Source organism: Limnohabitans lacus, from assembly GCF_030053395.1.
Classification (GTDB): Bacteria; Pseudomonadota; Gammaproteobacteria; order Burkholderiales; family Burkholderiaceae_C; genus Limnohabitans_A; species Limnohabitans_A lacus.
In genome coordinates, this window is sequence record NZ_JASGBH010000005.1 from 189394 (window position 1) to 211141 (window position 21748).

Annotated in this window: 22 protein-coding genes and 1 riboswitch; of the genes, 10 read left to right on the forward strand and 12 right to left on the reverse strand. The window is 60.7% G+C overall.

The window, feature by feature from the left end:
* Positions 1 to 216 precede the first annotated feature (216 nt).
* From dbpA to tyrS, 4 genes are all read right to left on the reverse strand, one after another.
* On the reverse strand, positions 217 to 1638 hold the full coding sequence (gene dbpA, locus QLQ16_RS08745) for an ATP-dependent RNA helicase DbpA (protein ID WP_283224307.1): 1422 nt from the start codon (positions 1636 to 1638) through the stop codon (positions 217 to 219).
* A gap of 123 nt (positions 1639 to 1761) precedes the next feature.
* A complete protein-coding gene (dtd, locus tag QLQ16_RS08750) occupies positions 1762 to 2205 on the reverse strand; it encodes a D-aminoacyl-tRNA deacylase (protein WP_283224308.1) in 444 nt (147 codons plus the stop codon).
* Positions 2202 to 3128: a cation diffusion facilitator family transporter gene (locus QLQ16_RS08755; RefSeq protein WP_283224309.1), complete on the reverse strand. Its 927-nt coding sequence runs from the start codon at positions 3126 to 3128 to the stop codon at positions 2202 to 2204. Before QLQ16_RS08755 ends, dtd begins: the two co-directional genes overlap by 4 nt.
* A gap of 61 nt (positions 3129 to 3189) precedes the next feature.
* On the reverse strand, positions 3190 to 4422 hold the full coding sequence (gene tyrS / locus QLQ16_RS08760) for a tyrosine--tRNA ligase (RefSeq protein WP_283224310.1): 1233 nt from the start codon (positions 4420 to 4422) through the stop codon (positions 3190 to 3192).
* Between the two features lie 138 nt (positions 4423 to 4560).
* On the opposite strand from tyrS, the gene QLQ16_RS08765 reads away from it, so the two are divergent.
* Positions 4561 to 6027: a M23 family metallopeptidase gene (locus QLQ16_RS08765; RefSeq protein ID WP_283224311.1), complete on the forward strand. Its 1467-nt coding sequence runs from the start codon at positions 4561 to 4563 to the stop codon at positions 6025 to 6027.
* A gap of 70 nt (positions 6028 to 6097) precedes the next feature.
* Positions 6098 to 7231: an anhydro-N-acetylmuramic acid kinase gene (locus QLQ16_RS08770; protein WP_283224312.1), complete on the forward strand. Its 1134-nt coding sequence runs from the start codon at positions 6098 to 6100 to the stop codon at positions 7229 to 7231.
* 43 nt (positions 7232 to 7274) lie between these two features.
* Here QLQ16_RS08770 and erpA read toward each other — a convergent pair whose 3' ends face one another.
* The 3 genes from erpA to rplM all read right to left on the reverse strand — a co-directional run bounded on the left by erpA (position 7275) and on the right by rplM (position 8641).
* Entirely contained in the window at positions 7275 to 7640 is a 366-nt protein-coding gene (gene erpA / locus QLQ16_RS08775; RefSeq protein ID WP_090137811.1) for an iron-sulfur cluster insertion protein ErpA, read from the reverse strand.
* Positions 7641 to 7805: 165 nt separating this feature from the next.
* Entirely contained in the window at positions 7806 to 8198 is a 393-nt protein-coding gene (gene rpsI / locus QLQ16_RS08780; protein ID WP_283224313.1) for a 30S ribosomal protein S9, read from the reverse strand.
* 11 nt (positions 8199 to 8209) lie between these two features.
* Positions 8210 to 8641, reverse strand: coding sequence for a 50S ribosomal protein L13 (rplM, locus tag QLQ16_RS08785; protein ID WP_053172306.1), 432 nt, complete (start codon positions 8639 to 8641; stop codon positions 8210 to 8212).
* A 195-nt stretch (positions 8642 to 8836) separates the two neighbouring features.
* On the opposite strand from rplM, the gene QLQ16_RS08790 reads away from it, so the two are divergent.
* The 6 genes from QLQ16_RS08790 (at position 8837) to paaE (ending at position 13617) form a co-directional block, all read left to right on the forward strand.
* Complete coding sequence (locus QLQ16_RS08790; RefSeq protein ID WP_283224314.1) at positions 8837 to 9727, forward strand: 23S rRNA (adenine(2030)-N(6))-methyltransferase RlmJ; 891 nt, start codon at positions 8837 to 8839, stop codon at positions 9725 to 9727.
* 126 nt (positions 9728 to 9853) lie between these two features.
* A complete protein-coding gene (paaA, locus tag QLQ16_RS08795) occupies positions 9854 to 10882 on the forward strand; it encodes a 1,2-phenylacetyl-CoA epoxidase subunit PaaA (RefSeq protein WP_283224315.1) in 1029 nt (342 codons plus the stop codon).
* Entirely contained in the window at positions 10879 to 11175 is a 297-nt protein-coding gene (gene paaB / locus QLQ16_RS08800; RefSeq protein ID WP_283224316.1) for a 1,2-phenylacetyl-CoA epoxidase subunit PaaB, read from the forward strand. Before paaA ends, paaB begins: the two co-directional genes overlap by 4 nt.
* 8 nt (positions 11176 to 11183) lie before the next feature.
* On the forward strand, positions 11184 to 11966 hold the full coding sequence (gene paaC, locus QLQ16_RS08805) for a 1,2-phenylacetyl-CoA epoxidase subunit PaaC (RefSeq protein WP_283224317.1): 783 nt from the start codon (positions 11184 to 11186) through the stop codon (positions 11964 to 11966).
* Positions 11967 to 11970: 4 nt separating this feature from the next.
* Positions 11971 to 12495 carry a 1,2-phenylacetyl-CoA epoxidase subunit PaaD gene (gene paaD / locus QLQ16_RS08810; RefSeq protein ID WP_283224318.1) on the forward strand — a complete coding sequence of 175 codons (525 nt, stop codon included), beginning with the start codon at positions 11971 to 11973 and terminating at the stop codon, positions 12493 to 12495.
* A gap of 21 nt (positions 12496 to 12516) precedes the next feature.
* Positions 12517 to 13617 carry a 1,2-phenylacetyl-CoA epoxidase subunit PaaE gene (gene paaE, locus QLQ16_RS08815; RefSeq protein WP_283224319.1) on the forward strand — a complete coding sequence of 367 codons (1101 nt, stop codon included), beginning with the start codon at positions 12517 to 12519 and terminating at the stop codon, positions 13615 to 13617.
* Positions 13618 to 13714: 97 nt separating this feature from the next.
* Here paaE and QLQ16_RS08820 read toward each other — a convergent pair whose 3' ends face one another.
* From QLQ16_RS08820 to ahcY, 5 genes are all read right to left on the reverse strand, one after another.
* Complete coding sequence (locus tag QLQ16_RS08820; protein ID WP_283224320.1) at positions 13715 to 14305, reverse strand: OmpW/AlkL family protein; 591 nt, start codon at positions 14303 to 14305, stop codon at positions 13715 to 13717.
* A 139-nt stretch (positions 14306 to 14444) separates the two neighbouring features.
* On the reverse strand, positions 14445 to 14900 hold the full coding sequence (locus tag QLQ16_RS08825; RefSeq protein WP_348534197.1) for a septal ring lytic transglycosylase RlpA family protein: 456 nt from the start codon (positions 14898 to 14900) through the stop codon (positions 14445 to 14447).
* Entirely contained in the window at positions 14897 to 15736 is an 840-nt protein-coding gene (gene metF, locus QLQ16_RS08830; RefSeq protein WP_283224321.1) for a methylenetetrahydrofolate reductase [NAD(P)H], read from the reverse strand. The genes QLQ16_RS08825 and metF overlap by 4 nt, the downstream gene beginning before the upstream one ends.
* A gap of 15 nt (positions 15737 to 15751) precedes the next feature.
* On the reverse strand, positions 15752 to 16600 hold the full coding sequence (locus QLQ16_RS08835; protein ID WP_283224322.1) for a TlyA family RNA methyltransferase: 849 nt from the start codon (positions 16598 to 16600) through the stop codon (positions 15752 to 15754).
* Positions 16601 to 16709: 109 nt separating this feature from the next.
* Positions 16710 to 18143 (reverse strand): adenosylhomocysteinase, encoded by a 1434-nt coding sequence (gene ahcY, locus QLQ16_RS08840; protein WP_283224323.1) that lies wholly within the window; start codon positions 18141 to 18143, stop codon positions 16710 to 16712.
* An 82-nt stretch (positions 18144 to 18225) separates the two neighbouring features.
* Positions 18226 to 18318: riboswitch (S-adenosyl-L-homocysteine riboswitch) on the reverse strand.
* A 230-nt stretch (positions 18319 to 18548) separates the two neighbouring features.
* On the opposite strand from ahcY, the gene QLQ16_RS08845 reads away from it, so the two are divergent.
* Both QLQ16_RS08845 and QLQ16_RS08850 read left to right on the forward strand, forming a co-directional pair.
* Positions 18549 to 20177: a peptide chain release factor 3 gene (locus QLQ16_RS08845; RefSeq protein ID WP_283224351.1), complete on the forward strand. Its 1629-nt coding sequence runs from the start codon at positions 18549 to 18551 to the stop codon at positions 20175 to 20177.
* Between the two features lie 74 nt (positions 20178 to 20251).
* On the forward strand, positions 20252 to 21748 hold the full coding sequence (locus QLQ16_RS08850) for an AMP nucleosidase (RefSeq protein ID WP_283224324.1): 1497 nt from the start codon (positions 20252 to 20254) through the stop codon (positions 21746 to 21748).

Below are 21748 nucleotides of genomic sequence, written 5' to 3' on the forward strand. Positions count from 1 at the left end.
GTGAGGTCTCGGCTTGGGTGGGGCCGGGTTCCTCATAACGGGGGACCGACAAATCGTCACCCGGCCCCACCCAAGCCGACACCGTGGTGCACCACATGCAAGCCTGATTTTTTGAACAACCACTCAGGTGAATGGGGGGATACGGCGGGCGACGATTTCTGTGTACCCGCAGTATGAGGAGCCCGCCGCATCCCCCCATTCACCGTTTTGAAAAAATCAAATCAACCGCACCTTGACCGTCTTGCCCTTGATCTTGCCCCGAGACAACTGCGCCTCGACCTTCTTGGCCACATCGGCCTGCACCGCGACATAGGTTGAAAATTCGTTCACGTTGATCTTGCCGACCTGCTCGCGGGTCAGGCCGCACTCACCAGCCAAAGCGCCCATCACATCGCCCGCGCGGATCTTCTCCTTGCGACCGCCCACGATCTGCAAAGTGCGCATCGGCGGCAGCAAAGGGCCACCGGCTGTGGGCGTGAGCATGGACAAAGGCTGCCAATCGGACTCGCGGCCTTGCAAGACCTCGATCTTGCCGACCGAGCCCATCTCGTCCATGCTGGCCAAAGTCAGCGCCAGGCCTTCGGCATCGCCACGGCCCGTGCGGCCAATGCGGTGTATGTGAATTTCGGGGTCAGGCGTCACGTCAACGTTGATCACGGCTTCGAGGCCTTGCACGTCGAGCCCGCGCGAAGCCACATCGGTGGCCACCAGCACCGAGCAACTGCGGTTAGCAAACTGCACCAGCACTTGGTCGCGCTCGCGCTGCTCGAGCTCGCCATACAAAGCCAATGCGCTCAGGCCCTGCGCTTGCAGCACGGCCACCACATCGCGGCATTGCTGCTTGGTGTTGCAAAACACCAGCGTACGCTCGGGGCGGTAATGCGCCAGGATGCTGGACACCGCATGCAAACGCTCGTGCTCGGCCACTTCAAAAAAGATCTGACGGATCTTGTGTGCGCTGTGCTGCGCCTCGACCTTGATGGTCTGCGGCTGGCGCATGAATTGCGCGGCCAGCTTGTCGATGCCTTCGGGGTAGGTGGCCGAAAACAGCAAGGTCTGTCGGTCCTTGGCGCACTGGCGCACCACCTTGGCGATGTCGTCAAAAAAGCCCATGTCCAACATGCGATCGGCTTCGTCCAGCACCAGCGTGTTCACGCCCGCCAAGCTGAGCGAGCCACGCTCGAGGTGGTCCAAGATGCGGCCGGGTGTGCCCACCACGATGTCGGCGCCGTGCTCCAAGCTCACGGTCTGGCCGCGCAAAGCCACGCCGCCGCACAGGGTGACCACTTTCACGTTTTGCCGTGCACGCGCCAAGCGTCGGATTTCCATCGTCACTTGGTCGGCCAACTCGCGTGTGGGACACAAGATCACCGCCTGCACCGGGGCGCTGGGCGAGCCTGCGCTTTGGAGACGCTCGATCAGGGGCAGGCCAAAGGCCACCGTCTTGCCGCTGCCGGTGCTGGCTTGGGCGATCAGGTCTTGCCCCGCCAAAGTCAGGGGCAAGGTGGCAGCCTGGATGGGGGTCATCTGGGCATAGCCCAGTTGCTCGAGGTTTTGAAGGGTGGCAGAAGCCAGCGCAAGCTGGTCGAAGCGAGCCGACTTGGACGTCGGGGTCGCGGCAGAAGAAGTTGCAGTCATGCGGGGATTATCGACGGCTTGCATCGCCGAGCGGCATTCAGCGCCAACATGCCCCATGCGAGAGGCTTGAAACCGTGGAAGCTGATCGGTGTTCAGCGATGACCGAGGCGCAAGAGCCTCAGCTCAAGCCGTCATGCGCATCGGGATGGTGATGGGGCCATCGTTGACCAGCGAGACTTTCATGTCGGCGGCAAAGCGCCCAGTTTGCACCATCGGGTGCGCTGCCATGGCCTGTGCCACAAAGTGTTCGTAAAGACGGCGGCCTTCGTCGGGGGCCGCAGCTTGCGTGAAGCTCGGGCGGTTGCCACCGGCCACATCGGCGGCCAAGGTGAATTGGCTCACCACCAAGAGACCGCCGCCGATGTCTTGGAGGCTGCGGTTCATCTTGCCGGCCTCGTCGCCAAAGATGCGCAGCTTGAGCATCTTGGCCAGCATCTTGTCGGCCACAGCCTCGGTGTCGCCTTTTTCAGCGCACAGCAGCACCAACAGGCCGGCGCCGATTTGGCCAATGGCTTGGCCATCGACCCGCACACAGGCTTCGCTCACGCGTTGCAAGACGGCGATCATTTCAGGTCACGCGGATCGTCAAAGTGCGCTTCCACATCGCTGGGCAAGAGCTGGATGCTGGCGCGAAGGCCAGGAACCTCGCTCATGAGCGCTTCCTCGACACTGGTGCGCAGCGCCGCAGCGCGGCCCAAGGTCCAGCTGGCAGGCATGTGCATGTGCACGTCCACAAACCGGCGTTGGCCGGCTTTGCGGGTGGTCAGATGGTCAAAGCGGATGATCTCCACATCACCCCGGTGGTGGGCAAAGCCTTCGAGTACGGTTTGGATCTGCGTGAGCACTTCGGGCTCCACGGCTTCGTCCATCAGGCCCTGCGAGGACTCCCAGACCAAGTGCGCACCTTCCTTGAGGATGTTTAGCGCCACGCCAATGGCCACCAAGGCATCGAGCCACAACCAACCGGTGACGCTGACCAGGCCAATGCCGATCACCACGCCAGCGGACGTCCAGACATCGGTCACCAAGTGGCGGGCATCCGCCTCTAGCGCCAGCGAGCGGTGTTGTTTGGCGGCCCGAAACATCAACCAGGCCAGCAAGCCGTTCAGAGCCGAGCTGCCCACCGACAGGGCCAGGCCAAAGCCAACTTGTTCCAGCGGTTGCGGATCAAAAATGCGGTGAGCGGCGGCCCAGACAATGCCCAGCGCCGCGACGATGATCAGAATGCCTTCAAAGCCCGATGAAAAATATTCGGCCTTGTGGTGGCCGTAGGGGTGGTCTTGGTCAGGCGGCATTTCGGCCACGGTGACCATCATCAGCCCAAAGACCGCGCTGGCCAGGTTGACCAAGGACTCCATCGCATCGGACAACAGCCCGACCGAATCGGTGAGCCACCAGGCCAGGGTTTTCAAACCGATGGTGATCAAGGCCACCACCACCGATGCCCAAAGCATGCGCTTGGGGTTCATCCAGGCATCGAGTTGTTTCATGCTTTGAGCATACTCCGCCGAGTCTTCACGCCATGGGTGCGCCAGCGCACAGAGCCGGCCATCAAGACAAGATGACCTTGGCGAACTTGCGCTTGCCCACTTGGACCACGTAGGTGCCGGCTTCGAGCTTGAGGCCCTTGTCGCTGATCACGCTGGAATCGACACGCACACCACCGCCTTCGATCAAACGACCGGCTTCTGTGGTGGACGGCGCCAGGCCCGCCGACTTGAGCAAAGCGCCGATGCCCAAAGGTGCACCGGACAAGGCCACCTCGGGGATGTCATCGGGCACGCCGCCCTTGCTGCGGTTGATGAAGTCCTGCTCGGCCGCATCGGCAGCGGCTGCGCTGTGAAAACGTGCCGTGATTTCCTTGGCCAACATGACTTTGGCGTCTTTGGGGTTGCGACCGCCTTCGACTTCTTTTTTCAAGGCTTCGATCTCGGCCATGGTCTTGAAAGACAGCAAGGTATACCAGCGCCACATCAGGGTGTCCGAGATGCTGAGCACCTTGGCGAACATGGTGTTGGGCTCTTCGGCAATGCCGATGTAGTTGTTCTTGGACTTGGACATTTTGTCCACGCCGTCCAGGCCTTCGAGCAAAGGCATGGTCAAGATGCACTGCTGGTCTTGCCCGTATTCAGCCTGCAAGTGGCGGCCCATGAGCAGGTTGAACTTCTGGTCGGTGCCGCCCAACTCCAGATCGGACTTGAGCGCCACCGAGTCGTAACCTTGCATCAACGGATACAAGAACTCGTGCACCGAGATCGGTGTGCCCGCCTTGAAGCGGTCATGGAAGTCGTTGCGCTCCATCATGCGGGCCACGGTGTATTTGGCCGCCAGCTGGATCATGCCCATCGAGCCCAAGGGCAAGGACCATTCGCTGTTGTAGCGGATCTCGGTCTTGGTCGGGTCCAGCACCAGGCTGGCTTGTTTGTAATAGGTCTCGGCATTGAGCTTGATTTGCTCGGGCGTGAGCGGCGGGCGGGTGCTGTTGCGGCCCGAGGGGTCGCCGATCAGGCTGGTGAAGTCACCAATCAAGAAGATGACTTGATGCCCCAGGTCTTGGAGCTGGCGCATTTTGTTGAGCACCACGGTGTGGCCAATGTGGATGTCGGGTGCTGTGGGGTCCAAACCCAATTTGATGCGCAAAGGCACGCCTGTGGCTTCGGATTTGGCCAATTTCTGCAGCCAGTCCTCTTTGGGGATCAATTCCTCGCAGCCGCGCAAAGTGACTTCTAAAGCATTCGAAACCGAATCCGTTATGGGAAATTTTGTAACAAGCGCTTGATTCATAAGGGGTTTTTCTGGCGTCAAAGGGGGCTCGGGCGGTAAAATCAGTACCTTGCCGACCCCTCCATTTTAGGTGGAAGGTACGCTACTCCCGTTTTTTGAGCCGCAGCGCATGCCGCTGTGGCCAACAGTTTTCTTTTGATGACTTTTTTGAACCCCCTCAAAGCTCGACTGAGCGCTCTGACGATCTCGCTTTTGCTTCAAGGCACTGCCGCCTTGAGCGCGGGCCTGTCTGCAGCGCAGCGTGCTTTGACTTGGCTTGACGGTCAACACCCTCAGCTGGCTCAGGCCCTGGGCGCCATCCGCCAAGGCCTGATGCGCCACCCCAAGGCCATTGGCCTGAGCTTGGCTTCCGTCCTGTTGGCCGGTGGCGGCGGTGCTTTCGCCATCGCCAATCTGGGGCCGGACATCTCAGACCAGCCTGTGGTGAGCGTGACCACCCCAGTGACCGTGGCTGGTCTGGCTGACCAGGCACAAGCCATTGACCAACACGTGCTGAACTTGATCCGCACGGACCTGACCCGGTCATCGGACACCCCTGAAAGCTTGCTGCGCCGAATGGGCGTGGTGGACACGCAAGCGGCCGCTTTCTTGCGCAAAAACCCCTTGGCCAAGCAAGCCTTGCTGCGCTCTGGCCGCACCGTTTCAGCCGAAGTCAACAACCAACAGCAACTGCGCCAACTGAGCGTGCGCTGGTTGAGCAACGAAAACGATACGGCCTTCCAGCGTCTGGTGGTCAAACGCACCGACAAAGGCTTGGAAGCGAGCCAAGAGTCTTCCGAATTGAGCACCAGCGTGCGCATGACCGGTGGCACCGTGGCCAGCTCTTTGTATGCCGCCGCTGATGAGGCCCGCTTGCCGGACGCCATCATCAGCCAACTGACCGACATCTTTTCGAGCCAGATCGACTTTCACCGCACCTTGCGCAAAGGTGCGCGCTTCTCGGTGGTCTATGAAGTGCTCGAAGCCGATGGAGAGCCCATTCGTACAGGGCGCGTGTTGAGTGCCGAGTTCAACAACGAAAACAAGCTGTACCAAGCCATCTGGTTCCAAGAAAACGGCCAAAAAGGCAGCTATTACGCCCTGGACGGCAAGAGCCTGCGCCGTGCCTACCTGGCTGCGCCCGTGGCCTTCTCTCGCAAAACCAGTGGCATGGGCATGCGCTTGCACCCCATATTCCAGACCTTGCAAAAACACAACGGCGTGGACTATGCAGCTCCGACCGGCACGCCAGCCATGTCTGTGGGCGATGGCGTGGTCGAGTTTGCTGGCGTGCAAGGTGGATTTGGCAATGTGGTCATCGTTCGCCACGGCGGCAACCACACGACCGTTTACGCTCACCTGAGCCGCATCCACGTGCGCCCAGGTCAAACCATTCAAAAAGGCCAAACTGTCGGCGCTGTGGGCTCCACCGGCTGGTCCACCGGCCCCCACTTGCATTTTGAATTCCGTGTCAACGGCGTGCACGTGGATCCCCAGAGCGTGATCCAGCAAGCCCAAAGTACACCGGTTTCACCGGCCTCGATGGCCCGCTTCAATGCCTCGGTGAAATACGCCAAATCCCAGTTGCAAGCGGCCGCGCAGATGCGCGACACCAGCGAGCAGTGAGAAAGGGCCTTCGGGCCCTTTTTTGATGGCATCATCACGGGCTTATTCACCCCCACCCGTGTCACGCCCCATGTCTTCCCATCTTTTTATTGGCCTGATGTCGGGCACCTCACTGGATGGCGTGGATGGCGTGCTGTCGCGCATCGACGAGCAAGGGCAGATGCAGGTGCTGGCCCACGGGTTCACCCCCTTTGAGGCGTCTTTTCGCGAGGCCCTGATGGTGCTCAATCAAAGCGGGCCTGACGAGCTGCACCGCAGCGCACTGGCGGGCAACACGATCTCACGCCTTTATGCACTTGTGGTGAAAGACCTGCTGGCACAAGCGCAGTACACCGCATCGGACATTGCCGCCGTGGGCGCACACGGCCAAACCGTGCGGCACAGGCCCTTGGAGTTCGACGGCACCTCGCAGCAAGCCGCTGTGGGTTACACGATTCAATTGATCAACCCTGCGCTGCTGGCCGAGTTGACGGGCATCGATGTGGTGGCCGATTTTCGCAGCCGCGACCTGGCGGCCGGCGGGCAGGGTGCGCCGCTGGTGCCAGCATTCCATGCGGGTGTGTTTGGCCGCCCAGGTCAATGCGTGGCCAGCATGAACATCGGCGGCATTTCCAACATCAGCGTCTTGAACGCGAATGGCACGGTGCAAGGCTGGGACTGCGGCCCCGGCAATGCCTTGATGGATTTTTGGTGTCAGCTGCACACCGGGCAAGCCTTTGATCGCGATGGAGCCTGGGCGTCAACAGGCACGATCCATACGGACTTGCTGCACAGCTTGCTGAGCGAAGATTTCTTGAGCCGTACACCCCCAAAAAGCACCGGGCGTGATCTGTTCAATCCGGCCTGGCTGGAACAGCATCTGAGCACTTTCAGCAAGCTGCCTGCGGTGGATGTGCAAGCCACTTTGACCGAGTTCACGGCCTTGGCTTGTGCCATGGATGTCAGCTTGCATGCCACCGAAGCTCGAACACTGATCGTGTGCGGTGGCGGCGCTTTGAATGGGCACTTGATGCGCCGACTGTCGGCGCACTTGCCCGACGTGGACGTGGTCAATAGCGAACAGCGCGGTCTGCCGCCCCTGCAGGTGGAGGCCGCGGCCTTTGCTTGGCTGGCCTTCAAGGCCTTGCGCCGCGAAACAGCAAGCCTCCAAAGCGTCACGGGCGCCAGAGGCGCCCGTGTACTGGGGGCGCTTTATCCACGCTGACCCCCGTTGACTTGGAGCGAGCCATGCTCGCCAACTGGTCCAATCAGGTCGAGAAAGACGAACCGCAACCGCAAGTGGAGGTGGCATTCGGATTTTTGATCACGAATTGCGCGCCTTGCAGGTCTTCCTTGTAGTCGATTTCAGCACCGATCAGGTATTGGTAGCTCATCGCATCAATCAGCAATGACACACCGTTCTTGCTCATGGTGGTGTCGTCTTCGTTGGTGATCTCATCGAAAGTGAAGCCGTACTGGAAACCCGAGCAGCCGCCACCCTGCACGAACACACGCAGTTTCAAATCAGGGTTGCCCTCTTCTGCGATCAGATCGGCCACTTTGGCGGCAGCGCTGTCGGTGAAGACAATCGGTGCGGGCATTTCGGTCTGGATGTTTTCTGCAACAGCGCTCATGGTGTTTCTCCGGGGACAATGGCTAATAGTATAGCGCCGCAGTGGGTTATTCCCCGTCAACGCACCATTAACGTTACTCACGTTGGGGGTATGCCACAAGTGGACGGCCAATAAAAAAGCCGCAGCGGCGAACCGATGCGGCTTTGGACAAAACCAGAAAGCGGATTAACGCTTCGAGAATTGCTTGCGGCGACGAGCAGAGTGCAAGCCGACCTTTTTACGTTCCACTTCACGTGCGTCGCGAGTGACGAAACCAGCTTGGCTCAGCACGGGCTTGAGCGATGCGTCGTAGTCAATCAGGGCGCGGGTGATGCCGTGGCGCGATGCACCGGCTTGACCGGATTCGCCGCCACCGTGGACATTGATCTGAATGTCGAAAGATTCGGCATTGTTGGTCAACATCAAAGGTTGCTTGGCAATCATGATCGAAGTTTCGCGGCCGAAGTAGGCTTGGATGTCCTTGCCGTTGACCGTGATCTTGCCAGTGCCTTTTTTCAGAAACACGCGGGCGACGCTGGATTTGCGACGGCCTGTGCCATTGTTCCATTCACCAATCATCTCAAGACTCCTTAGATGTCCAGCACTTTAGGCTGTTGGGCTGTGTGGGGGTGCTCAGCGCCGCCATACACTTTGAGTTTCTTGATCATGGCGTAACCGAGTGGGCCCTTGGGCAGCATGCCCTTGACAGCCTTCTCGAGTGCGCGGCCAGGGTGCTTGGCTTGCATGTCGCGGAAGTTGGTTGCAGTGATACCGCCGGGATAGCCCGAATGACGGTAATACACTTTGTCGAGTGTCTTGGTGCCAGTCACTTTGAGCTGGGCAGCATTGATGATGACGATGAAGTCACCGGTGTCGACGTGAGGCGTGTAAATGGCCTTGTGTTTGCCGCGCAAACGGAGAGCAACTTCGCTGGCTACTCGTCCGAGGACCTTGTCGGTCGCGTCAATCACAAACCACTCGTGCACGACCTCAGCGGGTTTTGCGCTGAAAGTTGTTGTCATGAGTTTTCTCTTTGAAAGAAAGGTTTGTCGGGCCCTTTTCCACGGTCGGTGCTCCTCTTTTGGGAGCCTCTTAGGTGGGAGTGTGCCGGCCTTTTGAGGGGCTTGGCGTCTTCGCCGCGGGACCACAAAACGCTGCGAAGCCTTACATTATACGAAAAATCAAGGACTTGCGGGGATATTGGTTACCATCGGTGCATGTTCAGTTATCGACACGCCTTCCACGCCGGCAACCATGCGGATGTGCTCAAACACATCACCTTGTTGGCCACCATGCGCCACCTCATGCAAAAAGAGGCCGGCATCACCCTGATCGACACCCACTCCGGCGCAGGCTTGTACCGCCTCGATGGGGATTACTCCCAAAAAGGTGCCGAGGCTCAGGACGGCCTGTTCAAATTGCTGGGCGCCTTAGAAAAACTCGACACCATTCCCGAGCCCATTGAAGACTATTTGGAACAAATCGCCAGCTTCAATGCCAACGGTGAAGCCCGCATTTACCCCGGATCGCCTTTTTTGATGCAGCGCCTGATGCGTCACGAATCTCGTGACCGCTTGCGCCTGTTTGAGCTGCACCCCACCGACAGCCGCGCCCTGATGTCCAACATCGCCCAGCTGGAAGCGGGCCGCACCGTCACCGTCAGCCGCGAGGATGGCTTCGAAGCCCTCAAGAAGTTGTTGCCACCACCCGCTTCGGCCACCGGCTCCAAGCGCGCCATGGTGCTGATCGACCCGAGCTACGAAATCAAGTCGGACTACATGAAAGTGGCCAACGTGATTCAGGAATACCTCAAACGTTTTTCGACGGGCACCTACTTGGTCTGGTACCCGATCATCCCGCGTCCCGAAGCGCACGATTTGCCCCGCCGACTGCGCACCTTGGCCAATCAGGCACAAAAGCCCTGGCTGAACGCCACCTTGGCGATTGGCCGCGGACCTGGCGACGAAGGGGGCCTGGTGGCCAGCGGGATGTTCGTGATCAACCCGCCCTTCACGCTGAAAGACCAGCTCCGCAAGGCCCTGGAAGTGATCGGCCCAGCGCTGGCCCGTGGCAATGGCAAGGAATGGAAAGTCGAAGCCTCTTCCTGAAGCTGACCAGGACTCAGGGAAAGTCCTGATCTGAAAAACTTTAATTAACCGACCGATCGGTCGGTTAATTGGTATACTGGCAACCGCGCCGCGATCATCCCATCCTGTTCGGCGCAGGAGAAGCCCATGTACACGCAATCGTTCAGCGTTTCCGACCAGGACGACGCCAAGTCCGCCGGCCTGAAGGCCGTGCCCAAACAAGCCAGCGCAAGCGAGCAAGCGCTGCAAGCCCAATTCGACGAGCGCATCGACGCCGATGGCCGCATCGAGCCCCGCGAGTGGATGCCAGAGGCCTACCGCAAGACCTTGGTGCGCCAGATCAGCCAGCACGCCCACAGCGAAATCGTCGGCATGCTCCCCGAGGGCAACTGGATCAGCCGAGCCCCAAGCCTCAAGCGCAAGGCCATTCTGATCGCTAAAGTGCAAGACGAAGGCGGCCACGGCCTGTACCTGTACAGCGCCGCCGAAACCCTGGGCACCAGCCGCGACCAGATGCTCGACGCCCTGCACACCGGCAAAGCCAAATACAGCTCCATCTTCAACTACCCCACCCTCAACTGGGCCGATGTAGGTGTGGTCGGCTGGCTGGTCGATGGCGCGGCCATCATGAACCAGATCCCGCTGTGCCGCTGCTCCTATGGCCCGTATGCCCGCGCCATGGTGCGTGTGTGCAAAGAAGAAAGCTTCCACCAGCGTCAAGGCTACGAAGCCCTCTTGGTGATGATGCAAGGCACGGCCGAGCAAAAAGCCATGGTGCAGGACGCCGTCAACCGCTGGTGGTGGAAGTGCCTGGCCATGTTCGGGCCGCCCGACGCCGACAGCTCCAACAGTGCGCAAGGCATGCGCTGGGGCATCAAGCGCATCAGCAACGACGACCTGCGCCAAAAGTTTGTGGACGCCACCGTGCCCCAAGCCAAGGTTCTGGGCGTGACCTTGCCCGACCCCGACCTGAAGTGGAACGAAGAGCGTCAAGCCCACGACTACGGCCAAATCGACTGGGACGAATTCTGGGCCACCGTCAATGGCAACGGTCCCTGCAACAAGGAGCGTCTGGGTGCCCGCGTCAAGGCCTGGGCCGATGGCGCCTGGGTGCGCGAAGCGGCTGTGGCCCACGCCCAAAAACAACAAGCGCGTCAACTGAAGGAAGCAGCATGAGCACACCCGCACTCAAAGAATGGCCCCTCTGGGAAGTTTTTGTCCGCTCCAAGCAAGGCTTGGAGCACAAACATTGCGGCAGCCTGCACGCTTCGGATGCGCAGCACGCCCTGCAAATGGCGCGCGATGTTTACACCCGCCGCCAAGAAGGCGTGAGCATCTGGGTCGTGCCCTCTGCCACCATTTCGGCCAGCGAACCCAATGACAAAGGCGAGTTCTTCGAGCCCGCCAGCGACAAGGTGTACCGTCATCCGACTTTTTACGTGATTCCCGACGAAGTCGGGCACATGTGAGCGCGCCAATGAATGCACCTACCGAATACCTCTTGCACCTCGCCGACAACGCCCTGATCCTCGGTCAGCGCAACGCCGAATGGTGCGGCCACGGCCCCATCCTGGAAGAAGACATCGCGCTGTCCAACAACAGCCTCGACCTGATCGGCCAGGCCCGCATGCTGTACCAGCATGCCGCCGTGCAAATCGGCAACGGCGCGACCGAAGACACCTTGGCGTATTTCCGCGACGTGCCGGATTTTCGCAACTACACACTGTGCGAATTGCCCCACATGCCGCTGATGGCCGGCACATCGGCTGGCGACCGCGACTTCGCCACGACCATCGTGCGCAACTTTTTGTACAGCAGCTTGATGGTTCTGGTTTGGGATCAACTGCAAAGCTCCAAGGACGCACAACTGGCCGCGATCGCCGCCAAGTCGCTCAAGGAGGTGCGCTACCACCTGCGCCACTCGCGTGACTGGTTGGTTCGCTTGGGCGATGGCACCGAGGCTTCGCACACCAAGGCGCAAACCGCGCTCGACCAGTTGCTGCCCTACACCCAAGAGTTCTGGAGTACCAGCCCACAAGAAGCGGCGGCACTGGCCAACGGCACTGGCATTGACATGGCCACGCTGCAGGCCGACTGGAACCGCATCGTGGACGAGGCCCTGACCGAGGCCACGCTGCAACGCCCAGCTGCTGGCGGCTTTGTGCCCACCGGCAAACAAGGCATCCACTCTGAGCATTTGGGCTTTGTGCTGGCCGAAATGCAAAGCCTGGCACGCAAGCACCCCGAAGCCATCTGGTAAGCCCATGACCACCACCATCCTGTCCCCTGCCGAACGTGCTTGGGCTGTGCTCGAGCAGCTGAGCGATCCGGAAATTCCGGTCGTCACCCTGCGCGAGCTGGGCATCCTGCGCGACGTTCGAGAGGTGGCTTCAGGCCTGGAAGTGGTCATCACCCCCACCTACAGCGGCTGCCCCGCCATGGGCCAGATCGAAGACGACGTGAAAGCCGCCTTGGCCACAGAGGGACTGCAAGCGACCGTGGTCACCCAGCTGGCCCCCGCCTGGACCACCGACTGGATGACCGATGCGGCCAAAGACAAGCTGCGTGCCTATGGCATTGCCCCGCCGCATGCTTGCGCCAGCGCGCCCTCTGGCTCGGCCAACGTGGTGCAGTTTGCATCGCGGGGCACGCAAGCTGCTGTGGTGAACTGCCCGCAATGCGGCTCGGCCAACACCACCGAAACCTCCCATTTCGGCTCCACCGCCTGCAAAGCCCTGTACAGGTGCCTCGATTGCATGGAACCGTTCGACTACTTCAAACCCTACTGAAGCTTCTTGAGAAAGCCCGCCATGACCGCCTTGCGTTTTCATGACCTGACCGTCGCCCGCATCACGCCCGAAGCCGCAGGTGCCGTGGCCATCACCCTGGCCGTGCCTGCCGATCTGCGCTCAGCCTTTGACTTTGCGCCCGGCCAGTTCCTCACATTGCGCGCCAGCATTGGTGGCGCTGACGTGCGCCGCAGTTACTCCATCAGCTCGGCCCGCAGCCAGCTGCAGCGTGGCGAACTCGAACTGGGCATTCGCCCGGTCGAAGGTGGCGTGTTCTCTAACTGGGCCGCAAGCCAACTCCAAGCTGGCGACACACTGCGCGTGATGCCGCCCGATGGCCGCTTCACCGTGCAAAAGCAACGCGCCATCCACCGCGTGGGCTTTGCCGCAGGTTCGGGCATCACGCCGATTTTGTCGATCCTCGCGACCACACTCGAAGAACAACCCGAGTCCAAATTCACACTGGTCTACGGCAACCGCCGCATGGACAGCGTGATGTTCAACGAAGCGCTGCAAGATTTGAAGGACCGTTACCCTTCGCGCCTGACGCTGATCCACATCCTCTCGCGCCAATCGCAAGAGGTTCCCTTGCTCGAAGGCCGCATCGACGCGGCCAAAGTGCAAGCTATCATCGACGCCTTCTTGCCCGTGGGCAGCATGGACGAAGTCTTCATCTGCGGCCCAGAAGCCATGATCGAAGAGACCGAGAAAACCTTGCTGACGGCTGGCGTGAAAGCCGACCGCATCCGCACCGAGCGCTTCACCTCGCCCACGCTGGAAGCCTTGAGCCCTGAACAACGCAGCCAAGTCGTGCTGGGCCACAAAGGCACACGCGACGGTGGCGAAGTGCAACTCACCGTGGTGCTGGATGGCAAGCCCTACGACATGCCGATGAACAAAAACGAGAAGATCCTCGACATTGCATTGGCCCTGGGTCTGGACCTGCCCTACTCGTGCAAGGGCGGCGTGTGCTGCACCTGCCGCTGCAAGGTGATGGAAGGCTCCACCGAGATGGACAAAAACTTCACCCTGGAAAAACCCGAGGTTGATCAAGGCTTCGTGCTGTCCTGCCAAGCCCGCCCCACCAGCGACCGCGTGGTGGTGAGCTTCGACGAACGCTGACCCAAGCAGCGAGGCCCGTTCTGGGCCCAATCGCCAGCAAGGCTGGCTCCTACGAATACCTCAAGCGTGGCCCTGTAGGAGCTTGCCCTGCAAGCGATCAGAAGCGGTAGCCGATGCCTGCGCCGACCAAGACGGGGTCAAGTTTCAGGGTGCCCGCATTGACGCCAGCGGCATACACACGGGTCTTGATGTAGACCTTCTTCACGTCGAAGTTGAGGGACCAATTCTTGTCCAGCGGAATGTCCACACCGGCTTGCAGCGCGCCACCCCAGCTGTCTTTGTCCAAAGTCGCGGCACCGCCCAGCAGGTTGACTTTGCTGATGTCGGTGTAGTTGATGCCCGCGCCCACATAGGGCTTGTAACCAGTCAAACCCGTGAAGTGGTACTGCATCAGCAAGGTGGGCGGCAGGTGTTTGAAAGTCCCAATCGATGTGCCGTTGCTGGAGACCGTCTGCTTTTGCGGCACCGTCAAAATCAATTCCGCCGCGACGTTGGGCGAGAAGAAGTAACTCACATCCACTTCAGGGATGGTTTTGTTGTTGACCGACAGGCCCAGGCCCGTGCTGTCATGGTTGGACATGTCCAAGTGCACGGCGCGCGCGCGCACCATCCAAGGGGTTTCTTGCGCCTGAACAGCGCCCATGCCACAAGCGGCCAATGCAGCGATCACGATCCATTGTTTTTTCATATTTCTTTCCTTTAAGAGCGAAGCTTTTCGCCTCAAAGTCATTGGACGCCCATGCGCAAGCGCCATGCTTGCGTTGCGTCAAACCGGCCGTGCCACTGTGTGCCGATCAGCGCTGTTTTTGCGTCAGATCAAAAACCGATCATGAGGGCAAAGGCGTGTGTGCTGCCTCACCGACATACAGCTTCACACGTGCTTTGCCTGCGCGGCGCATGCCCAGGATTTCAGCCGCTGCTTCGCTCAGATCGATGATGATTTTGCCGCCCTTGGGCACGCGATCGTTGATGCGCACCCACACCTCGCGGCCATTGCTCAGATTGACCACGCGCACGCGCGTGCCCAATGGCAATGTCCGGTGTGCCGCCGTCAAGGCTTGAGGATCGAAGCGTTCTCCGCTGGCCGTGCGCCGTCCATGCCAATGGTGGCCACCATACCAAGTGGCCCAGCCTTGAGCCAGGGGTTGGTTTGATGCCGAAGGCGCCGCCCCGTCTGCCGAAGGCGGAGAGACGCGCTGCGCATCGGAGGCGTGGGCATGGCGTGAAGGCGCAGCAAGGCCTGCACCGCAACACACCGCCAAGCACAACGTCAGCGCTTTCAACGGCTTTGCAGACCCGCCAAAATGGCCATCGTGGCAGCACTCTGGTTCATGGTGTAGAAGTGGATCGCAGGCACACCGGCGCGGATGAGCTGCTCGCACAAATCGGTCACCACCTCCAAACCAAAGGCCTTGATCGACTCGATGTCGTCGCCATAGCCTTGCAAGCGCAAGCGGATCCAGCGCGGGATTTCGGCACCGCACGCATCTGAAAAGCGCAGCAACTGCGACGAGCTGGTGATCGGCATGATGCCCGGCACCACGGGCACATCCACGCCCAGCTTGTGCGCATCGTCCACAAAGCGGAAGTAGGCGTCAGCGTTGTAAAAGTATTGGGTGATGGCCGAGTTGGCACCGGCCTTGACCTTGGTGGCAAAGGCCTGCAAGTCGGACTCGGGGGACTTGGCTTGTGGATGGATCTCAGGGTAGGCCGCCACCTCGATGTGAAAGTCGTCGCCCGTTTCTGCACGGATGAAGCTCACCAGATCGCTGGCGTAGTGGAACTCGCCGCCCGCGCCGTAGCCACTGGGCAAGTCGCCACGCAAAGCCACCAAGCGCTTGACGCCCATGGCTTTGAGGGTGGACAGCTCTTGCCGCACCGAAGCCTTGGTCGCGCCGATGCACGAGAAGTGCGAGGCGGCCGCCACGCCCTCGTTTTGGATCGCGCCCACGGTGGCAAAAGTGCCTTCTTGGGTAGAGCCGCCTGCGCCATAAGTGACCGAGCAGAACTCGGGCTTCAAGGCATACAGTTGCTGGCGCACCAAGCGCAGTTTCTCAGCGCCTTCGGGCGTCTTGGGTGGGAAAAACTCCAGACTGATGGGCAAATTCAAAGCACGCATCACATCTCCTTCCATTCAATAGTCATTCGCCTTGGCATAGGCCCTGGCTGCCAAATCGGCTTCATGCGCCGCCCGCGCTTTTTCGCGGGCAGGCAGCACCGCTGCCGGGTCAGGCCAGCAGGCCTGCACAAAAAATTCACGGTTGCCATCGCCGCCTTCAATGGGGCTGTCGATCCAGGCCGTCACCTTCATCCCCAGATCGGTCAACGCCGTGCGCAAACGATCCTCGATGAAGGGGTAAAGGCTTTCGTCTTTGACGATGCCGCCCTTGCCCACCTGGCCCGGTTGCAACTCGAACTGGGGTTTGACCAGCATCAGCAACTGGCCGGTGGGCTTGAGCAAATGCACCACACCCGGCAGCACCAGCGTGAGCGAGATGAAGGAGACATCGCCCACCATCAGGTCAAAGCCTTCGAGTGCCTCCGGAATGCGCTCGTCACCGGGCTCCAGCTCGCGGGCGTTGACGCCTTCGATACAAATTACCCGCTCGTCTTCGCGGATGCTGTCGTGCACCTGCGCGTGGCCCACATCGATGCCCACCACCTGCGCCGCGCCGTGCTTGAGCAAACAGTCGGTGAAGCCTCCGGTGCTTTGCCCCACGTCTAAGCAGCGCAAGCCTTGCGCCGAGACGCCCGTAGCGCGCAAAGCGCCTTCAAGCTTCAGGCCGCCGCGCGACACATAGCGCGACTCGGCGTCGTCGAGCAGCTGCAAGGCCGCGCTTTCGGGCACGTCGTCACGGTTCTTGCCGACCTGGCGCCACTCCCCGTTGGACTGCTGCCACTGAACGCCGGCGGCAATCAGTCGCTGAGCCTGTGAGCGAGACACGGCCAAGCCACGCTCGACGAGAAGTTGATCAATGCGCATGCGGTGGAGTCAGTCCAATGAGGTGTCTTGCAAGAAACTATCGCCAGCAGGGCTGGCTCCTACGAACTCAAGCACTGTAGGAGCTTGCCCTGCAAGCGATAAGAGCCGATCAATAGCGGTAGCTGTTGGCCTTGTAAGGACCATTCTTGGACACACCGATGTAAGCGGCTTGCTCGTCGGAAAGTTCGGTCAACATCGCGCCGACTTTCTTCAGGTGCAAACGGGCCACCTTCTCATCGAGGTGCTTGGGCAGCACATAGACCTTGCCGGACTCGTACTGGTCTTGCTTGGTGAACAGCTCGATCTGGGCGATGGTCTGGTTGGCAAACGAAGACGACATCACAAAGCTGGGGTGGCCAGTGGCGCAGCCCAGGTTCACCAAACGGCCTTTGGCCAGCAGGGTGATCTTCTTGCCATCGGGGAAGATGACGTGGTCAACCTGCGGCTTGATCTCGTCCCACTGCAGTTTTTCCAGCGAAGCCACGTCGATCTCGTTGTCGAAGTGACCGATATTGCAAACGATGGCTTCGTCTTTCATGGCAGCCATGTGTTCGTATCGGATCACGTTCTTGTTGCCGGTGGCCGACACGAAGATGTCGCACTTGTCAGCAGCGTATTCCATGGTCACGACCTTGAAGCCTTCCATGGCGGCTTGCAGGGCGTTGATCGGGTCGATCTCGGTCACCCAGACTTGGGCGCTCAGGGCGCGCAGCGCTTGGGCCGAGCCCTTGCCCACGTCACCGTAACCGGCGACCACGGCCACTTTGCCGGCGATCATCACGTCGGTGGCGCGCTTGATAGAGTCCACCAAAGATTCGCGGCAGCCATACAGGTTGTCGAACTTGCTCTTGGTCACCGAGTCGTTCACGTTGATGGCTCGGAACATCAGGCTGCCTTTGGCAGCCATTTCGTTCAGGCGCAACACGCCGGTGGTGGTCTCTTCGGTCACGCCGATGATCTGGGCGCCCTTGCGGCTGTACCAAGTCGGGTCCACAGCCAACTTGGCCTTGATGGCGTTGAAGAGGCAGGTCTCTTCTTCGCTCGTGGGGTTGGCGATCAGGCTGGCGTCGGTTTCAGCGCGCTTGCCCAGGTGCATCAGCAAGGTGGCGTCGCCGCCGTCGTCCAGAATCATGTTGGGGCCTTCGCCGGGTGTGCCTGCGGCGCCAAAGTCAAAAATGCGGTGGGTGTAGTCCCAGTAGTCAGCCAGGGTTTCGCCCTTGATGGCGAACACCGGTGTGCCCTTGGCGGCAATCGCAGCCGCGGCGTGGTCTTGGGTTGAGAAGATGTTGCATGAAGCCCAGCGCACGTCAGCGCCCAAGGCTTGCAAGGTCTCGATCAGCACGGCCGTCTGGATGGTCATGTGCAGCGAGCCGGTGATGCGGGCGCCCTTCAAAGGCTGGGCCTTGTTGAACTCTTCGCGGATGGCCATGAGGCCGGGCATTTCGGTCTCGGCGATTTTGATCTCTTTGCGGCCCCAATCGGCCAGGCCGATGTCGGCGATCACGCAGTCTGCGTTGACGGTGGAAGGCATACGTGCATTCATGAGAAAAGCTCCAAAGCAATGTGAATAAGCCACACGCGTGGATGAAAGCACTGGATGGAAGGTGCAGGCTCACCGCACGTCGAGTGGATGAGCGTCGTTGCTGTTTGAAGGTTCCGAGCCTCACGCCTGCTGCCAGCCTTGGGAACTGGTGGGCGCTGCAACGCTCCTCGGAATGGGTGTGATTCTAACCCATCCGATTTTTCGCCTGCGACAGGGGTGATCAGCGTTTGATCGCTTGCAGGGCAAGCTCCCACGGGGGAACGGACACGCTGAGGCTGTTGGAGTTGCAGGCGCCAGCCCTGCTGGCGGTGGTGCGGGTGCGGGGCCGGTAAAATCCTCCCATCGCGGCCACGCTTGGCCGCCCGCTTGGCGCGTCTGCGCCGCACTCCCGATCAGGACCCCTTTGTGACTTACGCCAACGAGACCCGGCGCCGCCGGACCTTTGCCATCATTTCTCACCCCGACGCGGGTAAAACCACCCTGACGGAAAAGCTGCTCTTGTTCTCGGGCGCGATCCAAATTGCTGGGTCTGTGAAAGCCCGCAAGGCCTCACGCCACGCCACCAGCGATTGGATGGAAATCGAAAAGCAGCGTGGCATCTCGGTGGCCTCATCCGTGATGCAGATGCTCTACCGCGAGCACGTCATCAACCTGCTCGACACGCCTGGCCACAAAGACTTCTCGGAAGACACTTACCGCGTGCTCACCGCCGTGGACTCGGCACTCATGGTGATCGATGCGGCCAACGGTGTGGAAGCGCAAACTCGGCGACTGATTGAGGTGTGCCGGCAACGCGACACGCCCATCATCACGTTTGTGAACAAGATGGACCGCGAAGTGCGCGACCCGCTCGATATTCTTGATGAGGTTGAGCGCGAGCTGGGCATGCCTTGTGTGCCCATGACCTGGCCTGTGGGCCAGGGCAAATCTTTTGGCGGCATCGTCAACCTGCGCACCCAGGCCATGACGGTGTTCGACTCCGGCTCTGAGCGCCTGCCACAAGACTTTGAAACCATCCCGCTCACCGAGCAAGCCCAACTGGCCGAACGCTTTGGCTCCGAATGGACAGCCGCCATGGACAGCATGGAATTGGCCACGGGCGCCTCCCCCACGTTTGACGAAGCAGCATTTTTGGCGGGCAAACAAACGCCCGTGTTCTTTGGCTCCGGCGTCAACAACTTCGGTGTGATGGAAGTGCTGGACGCCTTGGTCGATCTGGCCCCTGCACCCAAGCCCCGCACCAGCAACCTGATCGTCAACAAGCAACCCGTGGTCAAAGAAATCCAGCCCGAAGACAGCGCGTTCTCGGGTGTGGTGTTCAAGGTGCAAGCCAATATGGACGCCAACCACCGCGACCGCATCGCCTTTGTGCGCATGGCGTCGGGCAAATACACACCCGGCATGAAGCTCAAAGTGCAGCGCACCGCCAAGGAACTGCGCCCTACCAGCGTGGTGACTTTCCTGTCGCAACGCCGTGAAGCGGTGGACGAAGCCTATGCAGGCGACATCATTGGCTTCACCACCCATGGCGGCGTGCAGCTGGGCGACACCATCACCGATGGCGCCAACCTGCAATTCACAGGCCTGCCCTTCTTTGCGCCCGAACTCTTCATGACCGTGATCCTGAAGAACCCGCTGCGCACGAAGCAACTGCAAACCGGTCTCGACCAATTGGGCGAAGAAGGCGCGATCCAGGTTTTCAAACCCGAGATCGGTGGCCCCATGCTGCTGGGCGCGGTCGGTCAGCTGCAGTTTGAAGTGGTGCAGCACCGTCTCAAAGCCGAATACGACTGCGACGTTCGCTTGGAGGGCTGCCAGTACACCGGCGCCCGCTGGATCACCGCCGATACCCCGGCCGAGTTGCGCGAGTTCACCAACGCCTACCCGCAGCGCATGTCGCTCGACGCGGCAGGCACACTGGCGTACTTGTGCACCAGCCCTTACGACGTGCGCCTGGCGCAAGAGCGCTTTCCTAAAATCCACTTTCACCCATTGCGAGAGCATGCCGGGTTGACCCTTGGGTCGGCCAACTGACGGTCGCTTTCCTTTTTGGAGGACACCCCCCAGGCGGCCCAAGGCATTGGGGAAAGCCTGTGCACAATGAGGGCATGAGAACCCCCATCCCCTTCATCGCCCCCGAAGTTTTTGACAACGCCGATGCAGCATTGGCCCGTGTGCAGGCCATTTATGCGCAAAGCGTGACGCACCTGCGCCAGGCCATGCAACGCTTTGTGGCCGGGGAGGACCTCCAAGACCGTGTGCGGGCGTGTTACCCCTATGTCCGCTTGGACACGGCCACCGACTGGAGGCCGCCGGAGGACAACGAGACCGAGCTGCTGAGCTACGGCTTTGTGGCCAGCGCTGGGCAATACGCCACCACCCTCACCCGCCCCGATTTGTTTGCGCATTACCTGCGCGAGCAGTTTGCGCTGCTGATCCGAAACCATGGCGTGCGGCTGGAGGTGGGCACCAGCAAGGAGCCGATGCCGGTGCATTTTTCGTTTGCCGAAAACGAGCACATGGAAGGCGAGATGAGTGCCGCACGGCGCGCCCGCATGCGCGATGTGTTCGACTTGCCCGATTTGACGGCCATGGACGACAGCATCGCCAACGGCACCTGGCGCGGCGCTCAAGGGCAGCCGCAGCCCCTGTCGCTGTTCACCGGGGCGCGGACCGACTATTCGCTGCACCGCTTGCGGCACTACAGCGGCACCAGCCCGGCGCATTTTCAAAACTACGTGCTGTTCACCAATTACCAGTTTTACATCGACGAGTTCATCGCACTCGGCCGCGCCGAGATGGCCAAACCCGACAGCCCTTATGTGGCTTTTGTGGAGCCGGGCAATGTGGTCACGCGCCGGGTGGGCTTGCCCGCTGAAGCGGACGATGCGCTCGGCCAGACACCGCCACGTTTGCCACAAATGCCCGGCTACCACCTGGTGCGCGAGGGGCACAGCGGCATCACCATGGTCAACATCGGCGTGGGCCCGGCCAATGCGAAAAACATCACCGACCACATTGCCGTGCTGCGCCCGCACGCCTGGCTGATGGTGGGCCACTGCGCGGGGCTGCGCACCACCCAGCAGCTGGGCGACTATGTGTTGGCCCATGCCTATGTGCGCGAAGACCATGTGCTGGACGAAGAGCTGCCGCTGTGGGTGCCGATCCCGGCCTTGGCAGAGATTCAAGTGGCCCTCGAGAAGGCCGTGGCCGACATCTCCGGCTGCCAGGGCCCCGAGCTCAAGCGCTTCATGCGCACCGGCACCGTGGCCAGCACCGACAACCGCAACTGGGAGCTGCTGCCCGACAACACGCCCCAGAGGCGCTTCAGCCAAAGCCGCGCCGTGGCGCTGGACATGGAAAGCGCCACGATTGCGGCCAACGGCTTTCGCTTTCGGGTGCCCTACGGCACGCTGCTGTGTGTGAGCGACAAGCCGCTGCACGGCGAGATCAAATTGCCGGGCATGGCCAACCACTTTTACCGTGAGCGGGTGAACCAACACTTGCAAATCGGCATCCGAGCCCTCGAATTGCTGCGCGCCGCAGGCCCAGCCCAGCTGCACAGCCGCAAGCTGCGCAGCTTTGCCGAAGTGGCTTTCCAGTAA